Source organism: Gordonia sp. DT219, from assembly GCF_049847065.1.
Taxonomy (GTDB): domain Bacteria; phylum Actinomycetota; class Actinomycetes; order Mycobacteriales; family Mycobacteriaceae; genus Gordonia.
Genome location: NZ_JBNCNR010000006.1, coordinates 127,168 through 141,779, shown reverse-complemented (window position 1 = coordinate 141,779; position 14,612 = coordinate 127,168). Strand labels below are relative to the sequence as shown.

The following is a 14,612-nucleotide window of genomic DNA, read 5'->3' as shown; positions in this document are numbered from 1 at the left end:
GAGCCCACCCTGTCGCCCGACGCGATCGCGACGGTCGCGCGGCGAACGCGAGACACCGGGAGATCCGAGATCCGGAGAACCCGACACTCGACGAATCAGTGGAGCCTTTCGTGCGCGCTCGAGCGACATACGAAAGGCACACGAGTAACAACATGACCGAACCCGGCATACATACGACCATCGTCGACGACGCCCATGACTCCCCCTCCTTCGCCGATCTCGGCGTCGACGAGGCGATCGTCTCGTCGCTCGCCGACGACGGCAAGACCCATACCTTCGCGATCCAGGAACTGACGATGCCGCTGGCGCTCGCCGGCGACGACCTCATCGGGCAGGCGCGCACCGGGATGGGCAAGACACTCGGCTTCGGTGTCCCGCTGCTGCACCGGCTCATCCACCCCGAACAGTCGGGGATCCGCCCGCTCGACAACACCCCCCGCGCGTTGGTGATCGTGCCGACACGAGAGTTGTGCGTGCAGGTGACCGGCGATCTCAAGGTCGCCGCAAAGAAAGTCGTCGTCACCCTGCCCGAGGGCGAGGACGCCGACGGCACACCGACGGGGTCGCGCCGACGGCCGCTGAAGATCACCTCCATCTATGGCGGGCGCCCCTATGAGTCGCAGATCGCCGATCTGCAGGCCGGGGTCGACGTCGTGGTCGGCACTCCGGGACGGTTGCTGGATCTGGCAAAACAGGGTCACCTGATCCTCGGCAAGGTGGCCGTACTGGTCCTCGACGAGGCCGACGAGATGCTCGATCTGGGCTTCCTGCCCGACATCGAACGCATCATGGCCGCACTGCCCGAGCAGAAGCAGACAATGCTGTTCTCGGCGACGATGCCCGGGCCGATCGTCACCCTGGCCCGCACCTTCCTGCAGCAGCCCACCCACATCCGGGCCGAGCATGCCAACGACTCGGCCATTCACGAGCGCACCACCCAGTACGTCTACCGGGCGCATGCGCTCGACAAGGCCGAACTCGTGGCCCGCATCCTGCAGGCCGAGGGCCGCGGCGCGACGATGATCTTCACCCGCACCAAACGCACCGCACAGAAGGTCGCCGATGACCTCGCCGAGCGCGGCTTCTCGGTGGGCGCCGTACACGGCGACCTCGGGCAGGTCGCGCGCGAGAAGGCCCTCAAGAAGTTCCGAACCGGCGAGATCGACGTGCTCGTCGCCACCGATGTGGCCGCACGCGGCATCGACATCGACGACGTCACACATGTGATCAACTACCAGTCCCCCGACGACGACAAGACCTACGTACACCGCATCGGACGTACCGGCCGCGCCGGGCGCACCGGTATCGCCGTGACCCTGGTCGATTGGGACGAACTGCATCGTTGGGAATTGATCAACGCGGCACTGCAACTCGGCCAGCCCGAGCCGGTCGAGACCTACTCGACCTCTGAGCACCTGCGCGCCGAGCTCGGCATCCCCGAGTCGGCGACCGGCCGCATCGCCGCACCGCGGCGCGCACCTGCCGAGGCCGACGGAGAGCGCCGCGAACGGCGCGAACGCCGGGAACGGCCCGCTGCCGGTTCGCGGTCGCGCCGCCGCACCCGCGGCGGCAGCCCCACGACCGGTGGCGGCGCCACGAACGACACCGGCAAGACCGCGGAGCCCGCCACGTCATCCGACGCCGCATCCGCAGCGGGTTCGGCCGGTGACGCCCCGGGTTCGGCCGGCGCCGATCCGGCATCGGATGCCGCCGACGCCCCGCGTAAGCGGCGTCGCCGTCGCGGCGGCTCGCGGCGACGTGGCGGACAGGACGGCGCAGCCGAGCAGCCATCGGCGGACTCGGCCACTTCGGGAGCCCCGGCCGCGGCGGCCTCCGAGTAGGGTCAGGCGAGCCTGCCGACGCGGACCCGCACGACAACCTGGAGCCTCCGATCAGCACGTCGACCCCACCCCGCACGCCGTCTGCGCGACGGATTCGGCCAGAACGACGCACCCGCGCCGATCTCCTGGTCAGTCTCGGTATCGTCGTGGTCCTCGTCGTGGCGGGTGCGGTCGTCTGGTGGATCAGTCCGGCCCGCCACGCCCACAGCGTCACGGCGACGACCGCTCCGGCGGAGGTCGTGCCCGCCACGACCGTGCCCGCCGCGTTCGCCTCGCGCTGGTCGGCTCGGTCGGCGGCGACCGACCAACCCGCGCTCGCCCGTGCGGTGATCGTGACGGCTGACCGAACAACCGTCACCGGTCACGATCCGACGAGCGGTCGTCCCCTGTGGAGTTATGACCGCAGTCAATCGCTGTGCAGTGCGGCAGCGGCGTGGCCGAGCAGCGTCGACGAGGTTCTGGCGGTGTATCGCAACTCGCGTGGCTGCTCGGAGGTCACCGCACTCGACGGCTCCACCGGCGCACGCAAGGCGGCGCGCACGAGCGACGCCGACGACACGTTGCGCCTGTTCGCCGGCTCCGGTTATGTCCTCGCCCAGGGACCCGGACGCCTCGAGACCTGGGGATCCAACCTGGTGCGGGGCATCGAATACGGGCGGGTCAGCGCGCCGGTGAAACCAGGGGTGCAGCCGGGGCGTACCGACTGCCATCTGTATTCATCGACCCTCGCCGGAGACCGGGTCGCGGTGATCGAACGATGTGCCGGCGACCCCGGGTATCGGCTGACCGTGCTCGGCGCACTTCTCGACAGCAACGACCAGGTCACCCAATACGGGTCGACGCTGATCACCGAACGCGCGTCCGACGATCCACCCCGACTGGTCGCGATGAGCACCTCGGGAATCGCGGTCTACGACGGCGGCACCAACGCGGCGGCATCGCAGCCACCGTCGATCCGGCTGTTCAACGCCGACGGCGCCCCCGGAGCTTCGAGCGAGGTGAAGGGATCGGCGCAGCCTCCCGCCGACAGCGTCGCGACCTTCTCCGATGGACTCGTCACCTACTTCACCGGCCAGGCGACGGTGGTACTCGACGCACAATCGCTGCGGCCGCGATATCAGATCCCGGCGGCGCTCGGGCCCGGCGCGGTGATGGGCGGGCAGTTGCTGCTGCCGAGTCCGTCGGGAATCAGTGTCCGCGATCCGGCAACCGGCGCCGACATCCGCACCGTCAAGCTCGATCGCCGCGGCTACACCGGTGGCACCGTCGGTCTGCGGGTCCTCGGCGATCTGGTCGTCGAACAACGCGGCCCGCTCATCGAGGTGTACGGACCGAGGGGCTGACGCCGGCTCGGCTCAGCAGGCAGCGCACAAACGAATACGCAGAGCTTCAGCTCAGATCTGCGGTGTGCACGTCCTCGCCGCTGTCCCAGTACTTCCAAAGATTCTCGGCAAGTTCGCGGTAGGCGGTGGCGCCCTTGTTCTTTCGGCCCCGCATCACCGACGCGCCGGACGCCGACGCCTCGGCGAAGCGCACCGTGCGCGGTATCGCCGGATCGAGCACGGGCAGACCGTAACGATCGGAGATGTCGGCGAGCACGTCCCGGCTGTGGGTGGTCCGGGCGTCATAGAGCGTGGCGACCGCACCGAGCATCGTCAGATTCGGGTTGGTGATCTGCTGGATCTCCGTGACGGTCCGCAGGAGTTGTCCGACACCACGATGGGCGAGCGTCTCGCACTGCAGGGGCACGATCACCTCGTCGGCGGCCGTGAGTCCGTTGAGCGTGAGCACACCCAGCGATGGCGGACAGTCGATGAGAATCACGTCGAAGTCTTCGGCAACCTCGGCCAGCGCACGCTTCAAGGCGTACTCGCGGCCGGGCCGCATCAGCAGCAGGGCCTCGGCGCCGGCCAGGTCGATCGTCGCCGGCAGGAGCGTGATCTTGTCGTCGGTCTCGACCAGCACATCGGCGATCTCCGCATCACCGAGCAACACGTCGTGTACCGACGACTGCAACTGATCCGGGTCATGTCCGAGGGAAAAGGTAAGACACCCTTGCGGATCCAGATCGACGACGAGCACCGACACACCGAGGTCGGCCAACGCGGCCCCCAGCGACGCGACGGTCGTGGTCTTGGCAACCCCACCCTTTTGGTTCGCAACCGCGAGCATGCGCGTCATGGCGTTCACTGTAGTGGTTCGGGTCGGTGAATTCTGTGCTGCCGACCACAATGCGGGCGACGATGACGTCCGGGTTACCTCGCGTCGCGACGCTTGTTCCGCTTCGAGCCCGGCCCTTTCGGGCCCTGCCCCTGCCCCTTTGCGCACTGCCCCTTCGTGCCCTGCCCCTTTGCGCCCTGACCCTTCGTGTCGCGGCCACTCGCGTTGCCGCCGCGATCCACACCGTCGGGATCCACACCGTCGAGTTCCAGGTCACCGGCCAGCCAGCGCAGCGACGGCGGGGCGAAGAGAAATCCGAGGGTCACCAGGGCCAGGATGGCCAGCGGCACCGCGAACACCGCCTGGTGGCTGGTGAACAGGTAATAGGCGACCGGTAACAGCAATATCTGGGCCACCACCGAGATCGCCCGGCCCCAGCGTCGTCCGAAGATCAAGGCCAGCCCGCCGGCCAGCACACCACCGAAGATGATCGCCAGCCACAGTGCGGTCCCCAGGCCGTTGAACGCATCGTGCCGGTCGTCGGTGAGTCCCCGGACGACCAGGATCACCGCCACGACGAGCGCAGCCACGCCCTCGGCGGCCGTCAGGGCACCGGCCACCCGGATCGGGGTCGGCGCCCGATCGGCGGCGCTCGCGCGCCGCTCATCGCCGCCGGTTCCGCGACCGCGCGGCCGGTCCCCCTGTCCACTGCGTGTGCTCACCCGTCCAGGGTAGGTCGGCCCGCCCGGATGGCCACACGCCCGCCCGGGCGGCGGCGGTCCGCCATGACCCCATATCCTCGGATGTCGTGCGCGTCATGCTCATCGTCAACCCGTTCGCCACCGCGACCAGCCCCGCAGGCCGCGATGCCCTCGTCAACACGCTGAGCGCACACTTCCCCGTCGACGTCGAACACACCACCCATCGCGGCCACGCCGGTGAACTCGGCGCACGAGCCGTCGCAGACAACTACGACGCGGTGATCGTCCACGGCGGCGACGGATCGGTCAACGAGACCGTGAACGGTCTGCTCGGCCCTCCGTGGCGGAGTGCGCCCACCCGGCTACCCGCTCTCGCGGTGATCCCCGGTGGCAGCGCCAACGTGTTCGCCCGCACGCTCGGCATCGATCCCGATCCACTGCAGGCGACGCGGCAGATCATCGATCTCCTCGACCACGGCAGCCACCGCCGGGTCGGGTTGGGGCACTCCGCGGATCGGTGGTTCCTGTTCAACGCGGGCATGGGCATCGACGCCATCATCGTTCACGCCATGGAGGACAAGCGCCACGCGGGCAAAGCCGCGACGCCCGCCCGCTACCTACGGACGACGATCGCGAGTTTCCTTCGAAATGCCCGCGACACAAAGACTTTCACGGTGACCGCGGCCGGCCACGACCCGGTCGAGGACACGCGGTTCGCCTTCATCAGCAACACCAGCCCGTGGACCTACCTCGGGCGGCGGGAGATCCGGATCAATCCCGCGACCGGGTTCGGGACGCGCCTGGGCGTCTTCGCCGCGACGTCGACCGGGGTGCTGCGCAATCTCCCGTTGGCCACGCGACTGGTCGCCGGGCGCACCCCGAAGGCCCGCCACCTGTTTCGCGACGACGACGTGGCGTGGGTGGCCTTCGCGGCTCCGGAGGCACTCGACGTGCAGATGGACGGCGACTACATCGGCGCCTTCACCGACATCCGGTTCGACCATCGTTCCGATGTCCTCGACGTCGTCGCCCCGGCCGGTGAGCCGACTGTCAACCGCTGATCTCAGCCCGACCCGAGCGCTTGACATCCGTTCGCGACCGCCCCGCGGGGTGCGTGTGACCAGCCATGCCGCGTGCGCTTGCTCACACGCACTGTGATCGATCAGACGATTGCCACGAGCCCGACCTGCAAAAACGCGTGACGGCTCGGCCCGACTCGGCGTAGGATAGTTCACCGGAGTTGGAGCTGACACACCGGCCCCCCGCGGGGACCGGACACGTGAAGTGATAGTGCGACGACAGTGATATTGCCCACGTGTTAACGCAAGACCATTGACTTCGCCTGGATTCGTGAAAGTATTCACAAGCAACAGCGCGGAAACAATCGGTGTCTTCGCGTGAATTATCGGTTACAGCCAATACAAACCAACCAACGGTTGTCGAGTGGTGCGCGGAGCACCTTAAGGAGAAGGAATGGACTGGCGTCACAAGGCCATCTGTCGCGACGAGGACCCGGAGCTGTTCTTCCCGGTGGGAACCAGCGGTCCGGCCATCGCACAGGTTGCCGATGCGAAGCTCGTCTGCGCACGGTGCCCGGTCACCGCCGACTGCCTGGCGTGGGCCCTCGAATCGGGCCAGGACGCCGGCGTCTGGGGCGGCATGAGCGAAGACGAACGACGCGCACTCAAGCGTCGCACCGCCCGCACCCGCACCCGCAGCGGCGTCTGAGCGAGCGACGAACACCGGCCGCCTCCGGCGGCCGCACAAGAGACCCGGCCATGGCCGGGTTTTTTGTTGCGCCGACCGGCCACCCCACATCTGCCTGCACGGCCGGATTCAACTGCACCAGAGGGTCAGCGCGTGGCTTCCCGATGCAGCGGGATCACCACGACGAACTCGGCGCCGGGACCATCCGGGTTGTGCATCGCACTCACCTCACCGCCGAGCTCGATCGACACCAGCGTCGCCACGATACGCAGGCCGAGCCGTTCCGACGAGGTCATGTCGAAGCCGTCGGGCAGCCCTGAACCGTTGTCGCGCACCGATATCCGTAGGCGGCGCACGTCACGGTCGGCGTGGATGTCGATTCGCGCGTCGGTGCGCGCGGCAACGAAGCCATGCTCGATCGCGTTCTGGATCAGCTCGGTGAGGACCATCACCAACGGCATCGCGAGGTCGGCGGCCAGAACGCCTAGGCGGTCGCGGCGGCGCACCCACACCGGCCGGTCACCGGAGGCGACGTCGACGAGGGTGGGCACCAGTCGATCGACGGCCTCGTCGAGGTCGACCTCCTCATCCACACTGCCGGAGAGCAATTCGTGCACAAGCGCGATCGACGCCACCCGCCCCACCGCCTCGGTGAGCGCGGTGCGTGCCTCATCGTTGGAGGTGCGCCGCGCCTGCAGTCGCAACAGCGCCGACACCGACTGCAGATTGTTCTTGACCCGATGGTGGATCTCTCGGATCGTCGCGTCCTTGCTGATGAGCGCGAGGTCACGACGTTTGACCTCGGTGACGTCACGGATCAGGACCACTGCACCGGTGCTGGCTCCGCGTGGGGCCAACGGCACGGCACGGATGAGCACGGTGGCGCGGCGGGCGTTCGCCTCCATCCGCATCCCGACATCGCGGTAGGGCCCGGTCGGCGGATCACTCACCCCGCATGCGGCGTCGATCAGCAAAGCCGCGTCTTGCGACTCGAACGGATCGGTCAGCAGGGCCGCGGTCACCTCCGAGAGGCGCGTTCCGCCGAGTTCGGCGCTCCAGCCCATGCGGTGGAACGCCGACAACGCGTTGGGGCTCGCGTAGACGACCACCCCACGGTCGTCGATGCGCACGAAACCATCCCCGGCGCGCGGCGTCGAGAGCCCCCGCGGATTGCCCTCCTGCTGCGGGAACGTGCCGTCGGAGACCATCTGGCAGAGGTCGCCGGCCGAATTCTGATAGGCGAGTTCCAGTGGGGACGGCAGCCGCGGATGGGTCAGGTCGACCGCGCGCGTGAGCACGCCCACCACCGCGACGCCGCCGGTGGAGTCGATGAACCGCACCGGCACCGTCTCACGCCGGATGGCCGTCGCGCCCAGCCAGACGGGGTCCTCGTCGCGAAGGATGCGGCCCTCGGCGAAGGCGCCGAAGACCTGCGGGTGCACGGCCGGGTCGACGACGCGTCCGACCTCGTCGTCGGGCAGCACCGTCGACGCCGTGTTGGGCCGGCATTGGGCAACGTTGACGATGTCACCGGCCTCGGTACGCACCGACAGGACGAAATCGGCGAAGGACAGGTCGGCCAGCAATTGCCATTCGGCCACCAGCCGTTGCAGATGCGCCGCGGCACGCTCGCGCAGCGTTGTGTGCTCGGCCAGCAGATCGGCCAGGGTGGACATGGCGGTGGGATCTCGCCTCGCCTCAGGCGATCACTCGTAGACGGCGATGATGTCGCCGGCCTGGATCACGTCCCCGACGTGGACCTTCATCTCGGCGATGGTGCCGGGTTCCTCGGCGAGCACCGGGATCTCCATCTTCATCGACTCCAGCAGCACCAGTGTGTCGCCGACCTCGACGTGCCGGCCCGACCCGGTCCGCACCTCCAGCACGCTCGCCACGATCTCTGCCACGACGTCTTCAGCCATGCCCCTGAATCTAGCCCACCCTGGATCTGGTCCACCCCGCGCGCGCCGACGACGGCCGCATCCGCCCCTCGGCAGGGGCAGTCACGCACCGATTCCCGGACACTGCACTGCTCGTGGGACAATCTGGGGGCACAACTCGATGAAGGAGGCCCGCCATGGGTAAGCGCGGACGCAAGAAGCGTGCTCGGAAGAAGAGCGCAGCCAATCACGGCAAGCGACCCAACGCCTGAGCTCAGTTCTCGGCGTATGAACGACAAACGCCCGGTGCGGTGAGCCCGGTCCGATGGGACCGGTTCCGCCCGGGCGTTGTCGTAGGCCGATGACCTGCGTCTTTTCTCAATCTACTGGGTGTGTCAGTCTCCGGAGGTGTAGCGCGTCTCCTGCACGATGACGGTCTTGCGGATCTCCACCCGCAGCCGGTCGCGGAGTCCGGCGGGCGCGTGCTCGCCCCCGCATTTGCGGTTGATCAGCGCTTTGAGGTCACGCTCGATGCCATAGTGCGCCAAGCATGACGGGCAGTTGTCGAGGTGCCCCTGAAGCCGTGCGCGCGCGTCCGGGTCGCATTCGTGGTCCAGCAGCAGCCAGACGTCGGCGATGACTGCCGAGCAATCGAGCGAGCTGAATTCCGGGTCGTCGTCGGTGGGTACGTGGGCTTCGCTCATCGGGCCACCTCGCTCGTGGTCGTGCTGACCGAACGGTTGAAGCCCCGCTCACGGGCGACGTCGGCGAGCAGTTCGCGCAGTTGCCGTCGACCTCGGTGCAGACGCGACATCACGGTGCCGATCGGGGTGTCCATGATCTGGGCTATCTCCTTGTACGGCAGCCCCTCGACGTCGGCGTAGTAGACCGCCATCCGAAAATCCTCGGGCAGCGCTTGCAGGGCTGCCTTGATCTCGTCGTCGGGCAGCGCGTCGAGCGCCTCGATCTCGGCCGACCGCAGACCCGTCGACGAGTGCTCGGCGGTCGCCGCGAGCTGCCAGTCGGTGATCTCGTCGGTCGGGTACTGAGCCGGCTGCCGTTGCTTCTTCCGGTAGCCGTTGATGTAGGTATTGGTCAGGATCCGGTACAGCCACGCCTTGAGATTGGTGCCCTCCCGGAACGACGCGAAGGCGGAAAAGGCCTTGACGTAGGTTTCCTGGACCAGGTCCTCGGCGTCGGCCGGTTTGCGCGTCATCCGAAGCGCCGCACCGTACATCTGATCGAGCAGCGGCAACGCGTCACGCTCGAATCGCTCGGTCAGGTCGGCGGCGCTCTCGCCGGGGTCGGCGCGGCGCGGAGCGGCGGAGCCGGGGCCCTCGGCCGAACCGGTGACGGTACGCGCGGACCGTTTGTCGGCAGTCTTGCCCGACAAGTCCTGCGCGGAGTCGGCCGGGGCACTCTCGCGAGCGCCTGAATCGGGTTCGGTCACTGCGATCCCTTCGGTGATGACGCCGGCGGACACCGATTCCGGTGATCCGATGATGTCGATCAAGTCTACCGAGCCGGCACCGGCCGGCGGTGTTCGAGGGGGATCGAGCAGCATCTCCGAGTTCATCTGCCCACCTGCCTTCCGCTGCTTCGAGTCGTCTCCCAAGGAGACCCCGAGATCGTCACTGGGGCTACACGCCGCATCCACCTGCGATGATGCGGTCATATCCGCCCGGTCCTGTGGTGATAACAGGGCCGGCGCGACAATTGTTCCGTCCGACGCCTGCTGTGTTCCGCCATCAGTTCTCCCCTGCCAGGCTTTCTCCGACCGGTCGGCCCACCGGTCTCACCGAGGAGGTATGTGTGTCCGCGACACCGGCCATCGCCACGCTCACCGCGGCGGCGATCACCCACGAGGTCCACCGGTATCGCCACGATCCGCGCAGCGCCGCATATGGCGCCGAGGCCGTCGCCCTACTCGGCGGCAGGCTCGGTGTGGCGCCCGAACAGGTCCTCAAGACCCTGGTCATCGAATTGACCGGGGCAGCCTCAGGCCTGGCCGTGGCCGTGCTGCCCGTTCCGTACAAGTTGTCGCTGAAGGCCGCAGCAGCCGTCCTGGGCGCGGGCCGAGCGGTGCTGGCCGACGCGAAGGCGGTCACCCGCAGTTCCGGCTATGTACTCGGCGGGGTGTCCCCCATCGGTCAGCGCACTGCGCTGCCCACCGTGATCGACGAGTCGGTGCTGCGGTGGCCGCGGGTGTTGTGCAGCGCCGGGCGCCGTGGTCTGGAGGTCGAGTTGGCGCCGGCCGACCTGATCGCGATCACCTCCGCGGTGACCGCGGGCATCTGCGCGGACAAGACCGCCTGACACCGTCGTCCGACCACCGATCCGGACGCCCCGTCGGGTAGACATGAGGTCATGTGCGGACGCTATGCGGTGACCACCGACCCGGCGAAACTCGCCGCGGAGATCGATGCCGTGAACGAGGTGCCGCTCGACGCACCGACAAACGCCGACGGATCGGGTCAGAAGGCGCCCGGTGTGCCCGGCCCGAACTACAACGTCGCACCGACCACGACGGTGATGACCGTCGTCAAGCGGCACGACCATGACGAGCCCGAGGACGACCCGCGGCTGCGCGTGCGCGCCATGCGGTGGGGTCTGGTCCCGGCCTGGACCAAAGAGATCGGCAAGGGTCCGCTGCTGTTCAACGCCCGCGCCGAGACGGCCGGCGAGAAGAGTTCGTTCCGGTCGTCGGTGAAGTCGCGCCGCTGCCTGGTGCCGATGGACGGCTGGTACGAGTGGCAGAAAGGGCCGCCCGACGCCAACGGCAAGCCGACCAAGGTGCCGTTCTTCATGTCCCCGGCCGACGGCACCCGGGTGTTCATGGCGGGCCTGTGGTCGGTGTGGCGCGACCGTACCGATCCTGCTGCGTCACCGCTGCTGAGCTGCTCGATCCTGACCACCGACGCCGTCGGCGACCTGCGCGACATCCATGATCGGATGCCGCTGATCATGCCGTACGGAAATTGGGATGCGTGGCTCGATCCCGATCATCAGGCGCCGACGGATCTGTTCGCGCCGCCGAGCGCCGACGTCGCGGCCGCCATCGCGATCCGCGAGGTGTCGCCGCTGGTCAATCGGGTCGTCAACAATTCGCCAGAACTGCTCAACCCGGCCTGACCGGCCCACCGGCCGCGTGCCCGAGGCTCGGTGAGAACTCAATCGTCGGGCACGAGCACCGCGGCGCCGTCGAAGCGCCCGGCCTTCAGGTCGGCGAGGGCCACATCGGCGCGGGCGAGTGGGTATCGGTGCGTGGTGGCGGTGATGCCGTATTCGGCGACCAGCTCCAGGAATTCGCGGCCGTCGGCGCGGGTGTTGGCGGTGACCGAACGAATTTCTTTCTCGTAGAACAGCTCTCGCTCATAGTTCAGCACCGGGATATCGCTGAGATGGATGCCGGCGATCGCCAGGACACCACCCCGGTCCAGGGCACGCATCGCAACCGGTACCAGTTCGCCGACCGGGGCAAAGGTGATCGCGGCGTCGAGCGGCTCGGGCGGGGCGTCGCAGGCGCCGACCGCCGAGACCGCGCCGAGCGAGCGCGCCAGCTCACGCGCCCGTTCGCCGCGCGTCATCACATGCACCCGGGCGCCCTGTGCGATCGCCACCTGCGCGGCGAGGTGCGCGCTGCCGCCGAAGCCGTAGAGTCCCAGTCGACCGCCGGGCGGGAGTGCGGCCCGCTTGAGCGCGCGGTATCCGATGATGCCGGCACAGAGCAGCGGGGCCAGGGTCACATCGTCGACCCCCGCCGGTAGCGGATAGGCGAAATCGGCGGGCACGGTGGTGTATTCGGCGTAGCCCCCATCGACGTCCCACCCGGTGTAGACCGATGCAGGGCAAAGATTTTCGTCGCCGCGGGCACAGTACGCGCAGGTGCCGTCGGTGTGGTGCAGCCAGGCAACGCCCACCCGGTCACCGATACCGAATCCGGCGACGCCGTCGCCGAGGCCGACGATCTCGCCGACCACCTCGTGGCCGGGCGTCACCCCTGGCCGGTGGACCGGCAGATCACCTTCACAGACATGCAGATCGGTGCGGCACACCCCGCAGGCACGCATGCGTACCAGCAGTTCTCCGGCCCCGGGTTCGGGCACCGGTTTGTCGACCAACGCCAACGGCGCGGTGTCGATCGGTCCGGGACGGTTCACGGCCCATGCACGCATGGTCACACAGTAGGCGCGTTCCGATACGCATAGGCGTCGAGCGGAAAGTTACCCATTTTCCGCAGGGTGGTCAGCGTGGAGTTGGGCCGCAACAACGCGGCCTCGCCCTGGTGGTTGAAGTAGTAGCTGCGCGAGCTCGCACAGTTGCCCCGGTAGAACACCGACGACGCGAGATTGTCGGTGACCTCGCCGAGGAAGTCGGCGTTGGCCTGCTCGGTCACCTCGAAGGTCGACGCCCCGCGTCGTCTCAGTTCCTCGAAGAGCCGGCCGATGTGGGTCATCTGTCCCTCGATGGTGGTGAAGTACGAGAGTCCGCTGTAGGAGTACGGGCTGTTGAGCGACAACAGGTTCGGGAAGCGCGGGACGGTGATGCCCTGATATGCCTGGAACCGCTCGGTCCGCCACCACTGCCCCAACTCGACGCCGTCCCGGCCGACGACCGGAAAAGCGGGAAAGTTGCTGTCCCACAGGTCGAATCCGGTCGCGAGGATCAAGGTGTCGATCTCGGTCCGGCGGCCGTCGCCGGCGACGATGGCACCGGTGTCGAGATGTCCGATGCCGCTGGTCTCGAGCGTCACGTTGTCGCGGACGAACGCGGGAAAGTAGCTGTTGGAGAATGTCGGTCGCTTGCAGCCGAAGTCGTAGTCCGGGGTCAGTGCCCGCCGCAACGATGCGTCGGGCACCTGGGCGCGCAGATGCATCTTGGCGAGCATCGCCGCCGCCATGTTGCCGAGCCGCGCCTGCCGGAAGTGCAGCACCCCGAACACCATCAGCATCTCGAGCAGGGACGTGTTGACCAGGCGGGCCGCCCGCTGCGCGAGGGGGACCCGGGCGAACAAGCGCTGCACCGGCTTCGGGATGGCGAAGTCGACCTTGGGCACCACCCAGATCGGGGTGCGCTGGAACACCGTCAGGTGTTTCGCGACGCGCGCCGCCTCGGGGATCAGTTGGACGGCGGTCGCCCCGGTCCCGATGATCGCCACCCGTTTGCCGGTGAGATCGGCGGAATCGTCCCAGGCCGCGGTGTGCAGGATGCTGCCGGTGAAGGTATCGACTCCGGGGAAGTCGGGGATATGGGGTTGCGAGAGGAAGCCGGTCGCGGTCACCAGATACCGGCACGTGCGTTCGGTGCCGTCGGCGGTGCGGACCGTCCAGCGCTGCCGGCCATCGTCCCACTCTGCGCCGGCCGCCGCGGTGCCGAATTCCATGTGCCGCTTGAGGTCGTACTTGTCGGCGATGTGGGTGGCGTAGCGCTTGAGTTCGGGGCCCGGGGCGAACAAGCGCGACCAATACGGATTCGGCTCGAAGGAGTACGAGTAGGTCACCGACGCGATGTCGACGGCCAGCCCTGGGTAGTGGTTGACATGCCAGGTGCCGCCGAGGTCGTCCTCGCGTTCGAGGATGGCGATGTCGTCGATTCCGAGCCGCCGGAACTCGATGGCCGCGCCGAGCCCACCGAATCCGGCGCCGACGATGATGACCTCATGATGCAATGACATGACCCGCTCCTCCCGAGTGTCGCTGTGCCGTCCGGGCCCGCGACCCCCATCTCTATCTGTTACCCGCTTCCACAGTAACGCAGATCACTCTAGCGTTTGTCGCACAGTCCGAGCGCGTGGGCAGAAAGTCCTCACACGGGGCCCCGCCCGCTGTGAGGTTGCTTTTACCGAGCGCTTTCCGCAGGTTGCGCAGACGAAACCCGCGCCACCCACCCTGTGGGCATGGACAAAGACACCCTCACCGCCAGCCTCGCCCTCGTCGATCTGCCCGACGACGGACTCACCGTACTGTTCTACGAGAAGCTCTTCGCCGCCCATCCCGAGGTCCAGCCGATGTTCAGCCGCAGCACCCGCGGCCAGGCCGCCATGCTGCGGACGGCGGTGATCAGCGTGGTCGAACACCTCGACGATCCGGAATGGCTGACCACCACACTCGGCGCGCTCGGCCGCCGCCACGCCGATCTCGGTGTCGGCGAGGCGCTGTATCCGGTGGTGGCGCAGACCCTGATCGCCACGATGGCCGAGATCGCCGGGCCCGCATGGACCGACGAGTACACGGCGCAGTGGGCGCAGGCACTGACCGCGGTCGCCGACCTGATGCTCGCCGGATATCCGGAGGCCGAAACCGACTCCGGCGCCGCCTGAGCAT

At 68.1% G+C, this 14,612-nt stretch carries 16 protein-coding genes; 8 read left to right on the top strand and 8 right to left on the bottom strand.

Translation table 11 applies throughout. From position 1 onward, the window contains the following. Nucleotides 1-152: 152 nt before the first annotated feature. Together ACPXB3_RS10505 and ACPXB3_RS10500 are read left to right on the top strand one after the other, a co-directional pair. Nucleotides 153-1,841, top strand: coding sequence for a DEAD/DEAH box helicase (locus ACPXB3_RS10505; protein WP_425704599.1), 1,689 nt, complete (start codon nucleotides 153-155; stop codon nucleotides 1,839-1,841). A 140-nt stretch (nucleotides 1,842-1,981) separates the two neighbouring features. After that, entirely contained in the window at nucleotides 1,982-3,184 is a 1,203-nt protein-coding gene (locus ACPXB3_RS10500) for a hypothetical protein (RefSeq protein ID WP_425704659.1), read from the top strand. Nucleotides 3,185-3,230: 46 nt separating this feature from the next. Here ACPXB3_RS10500 and ACPXB3_RS10495 read toward each other — a convergent pair whose 3' ends face one another. Together ACPXB3_RS10495 and ACPXB3_RS10490 are read right to left on the bottom strand one after the other, a co-directional pair. Then, entirely contained in the window at nucleotides 3,231-4,022 is a 792-nt protein-coding gene (locus tag ACPXB3_RS10495; protein ID WP_425704598.1) for a ParA family protein, read from the bottom strand. A gap of 74 nt (nucleotides 4,023-4,096) precedes the next feature. Further along, nucleotides 4,097-4,723, bottom strand: a complete 627-nt coding sequence (locus ACPXB3_RS10490; RefSeq protein WP_425727545.1) for a hypothetical protein — start codon at nucleotides 4,721-4,723, stop codon at nucleotides 4,097-4,099. Between the two features lie 86 nt (nucleotides 4,724-4,809). Between ACPXB3_RS10490 and ACPXB3_RS10485 the strand changes: the two genes are divergently transcribed. Next, nucleotides 4,810-5,763, top strand: coding sequence for a diacylglycerol/lipid kinase family protein (locus ACPXB3_RS10485; protein ID WP_425727544.1), 954 nt, complete (start codon nucleotides 4,810-4,812; stop codon nucleotides 5,761-5,763). Between the two features lie 412 nt (nucleotides 5,764-6,175). Next, nucleotides 6,176-6,430, top strand: a complete 255-nt coding sequence (locus tag ACPXB3_RS10480; protein WP_425704595.1) for a WhiB family transcriptional regulator — start codon at nucleotides 6,176-6,178, stop codon at nucleotides 6,428-6,430. A gap of 125 nt (nucleotides 6,431-6,555) precedes the next feature. On the opposite strand, the gene ACPXB3_RS10475 is transcribed toward ACPXB3_RS10480, so the two are convergent. Both ACPXB3_RS10475 and ACPXB3_RS10470 read right to left on the bottom strand, forming a co-directional pair. Then, a complete protein-coding gene (locus ACPXB3_RS10475; protein WP_425727543.1) occupies nucleotides 6,556-8,085 on the bottom strand; it encodes a sensor histidine kinase in 1,530 nt (509 codons plus the stop codon). Nucleotides 8,086-8,115: 30 nt separating this feature from the next. Next, entirely contained in the window at nucleotides 8,116-8,331 is a 216-nt protein-coding gene (locus ACPXB3_RS10470) for a biotin/lipoyl-binding carrier protein (RefSeq protein WP_425704593.1), read from the bottom strand. A gap of 155 nt (nucleotides 8,332-8,486) precedes the next feature. On the opposite strand from ACPXB3_RS10470, the gene ACPXB3_RS10465 reads away from it, so the two are divergent. Further along, nucleotides 8,487-8,561 (top strand): 50S ribosomal protein bL37, encoded by a 75-nt coding sequence (locus ACPXB3_RS10465; protein WP_109239415.1) that lies wholly within the window; start codon nucleotides 8,487-8,489, stop codon nucleotides 8,559-8,561. Between the two features lie 123 nt (nucleotides 8,562-8,684). On the opposite strand, the gene rsrA is transcribed toward ACPXB3_RS10465, so the two are convergent. Beyond that, entirely contained in the window at nucleotides 8,685-8,993 is a 309-nt protein-coding gene (gene rsrA / locus ACPXB3_RS10460) for a mycothiol system anti-sigma-R factor (RefSeq protein WP_425704592.1), read from the bottom strand. Then, the gene (locus ACPXB3_RS10455) at nucleotides 8,990-9,802 is read right to left on the bottom strand and encodes a sigma-70 family RNA polymerase sigma factor (RefSeq protein WP_425704658.1); all 813 of its coding nucleotides are present in this window, start codon (nucleotides 9,800-9,802) and stop codon (nucleotides 8,990-8,992) included. The genes rsrA and ACPXB3_RS10455 overlap by 4 nt, the downstream gene beginning before the upstream one ends. A 299-nt stretch (nucleotides 9,803-10,101) precedes the next feature. Between ACPXB3_RS10455 and ACPXB3_RS10450 the strand changes: the two genes are divergently transcribed. Both ACPXB3_RS10450 and ACPXB3_RS10445 read left to right on the top strand, forming a co-directional pair. Beyond that, nucleotides 10,102-10,605 (top strand): aminoacyl-tRNA deacylase, encoded by a 504-nt coding sequence (locus tag ACPXB3_RS10450; RefSeq protein WP_425704591.1) that lies wholly within the window; start codon nucleotides 10,102-10,104, stop codon nucleotides 10,603-10,605. 51 nt (nucleotides 10,606-10,656) lie between these two features. Next, nucleotides 10,657-11,421 carry an SOS response-associated peptidase gene (locus tag ACPXB3_RS10445; RefSeq protein WP_425727542.1) on the top strand — a complete coding sequence of 255 codons (765 nt, stop codon included), beginning with the start codon at nucleotides 10,657-10,659 and terminating at the stop codon, nucleotides 11,419-11,421. Nucleotides 11,422-11,459: 38 nt separating this feature from the next. Here ACPXB3_RS10445 and ACPXB3_RS10440 read toward each other — a convergent pair whose 3' ends face one another. Beyond that, a complete protein-coding gene (locus ACPXB3_RS10440; RefSeq protein WP_425727541.1) occupies nucleotides 11,460-12,464 on the bottom strand; it encodes a zinc-binding alcohol dehydrogenase family protein in 1,005 nt (334 codons plus the stop codon). Nucleotides 12,465-12,466: 2 nt separating this feature from the next. After that, nucleotides 12,467-13,963: a flavin-containing monooxygenase gene (locus tag ACPXB3_RS10435; RefSeq protein ID WP_425727540.1), complete on the bottom strand. Its 1,497-nt coding sequence runs from the start codon at nucleotides 13,961-13,963 to the stop codon at nucleotides 12,467-12,469. 222 nt (nucleotides 13,964-14,185) lie between these two features. Between ACPXB3_RS10435 and ACPXB3_RS10430 the strand changes: the two genes are divergently transcribed. After that, nucleotides 14,186-14,608: a globin domain-containing protein gene (locus ACPXB3_RS10430; RefSeq protein WP_425704587.1), complete on the top strand. Its 423-nt coding sequence runs from the start codon at nucleotides 14,186-14,188 to the stop codon at nucleotides 14,606-14,608. Nucleotides 14,609-14,612 lie beyond the last annotated feature (4 nt).

Bases quoted from the DNA above. Each gene is read 5' to 3' on its own strand.
- ACPXB3_RS10430 (WP_425704587.1), top strand. From the start codon at position 14,186: ATGGACAAAGACACCCTCACCGCCAGCCTCGCCCTCGTCGATCTGCCC.
- ACPXB3_RS10480 (WP_425704595.1), top strand. From the start codon at position 6,176: ATGGACTGGCGTCACAAGGCCATCTGTCGCGACGAGGACCCGGAGCTG.
- ACPXB3_RS10470 (WP_425704593.1), bottom strand. From the start codon at position 8,331: ATGGCTGAAGACGTCGTGGCAGAGATCGTGGCGAGCGTGCTGGAGGTG.
- ACPXB3_RS10495 (WP_425704598.1), bottom strand. From the start codon at position 4,022: ATGACGCGCATGCTCGCGGTTGCGAACCAAAAGGGTGGGGTTGCCAAG.
- ACPXB3_RS10440 (WP_425727541.1), bottom strand. From the start codon at position 12,464: ATGCGTGCATGGGCCGTGAACCGTCCCGGACCGATCGACACCGCGCCG.
- ACPXB3_RS10445 (WP_425727542.1), top strand. From the start codon at position 10,657: ATGTGCGGACGCTATGCGGTGACCACCGACCCGGCGAAACTCGCCGCG.
- ACPXB3_RS10505 (WP_425704599.1), top strand. From the start codon at position 153: ATGACCGAACCCGGCATACATACGACCATCGTCGACGACGCCCATGAC.
- rsrA (WP_425704592.1), bottom strand. From the start codon at position 8,993: ATGAGCGAAGCCCACGTACCCACCGACGACGACCCGGAATTCAGCTCG.
- ACPXB3_RS10435 (WP_425727540.1), bottom strand. From the start codon at position 13,963: ATGTCATTGCATCATGAGGTCATCATCGTCGGCGCCGGATTCGGTGGG.
- ACPXB3_RS10475 (WP_425727543.1), bottom strand. From the start codon at position 8,085: ATGTCCACCCTGGCCGATCTGCTGGCCGAGCACACAACGCTGCGCGAG.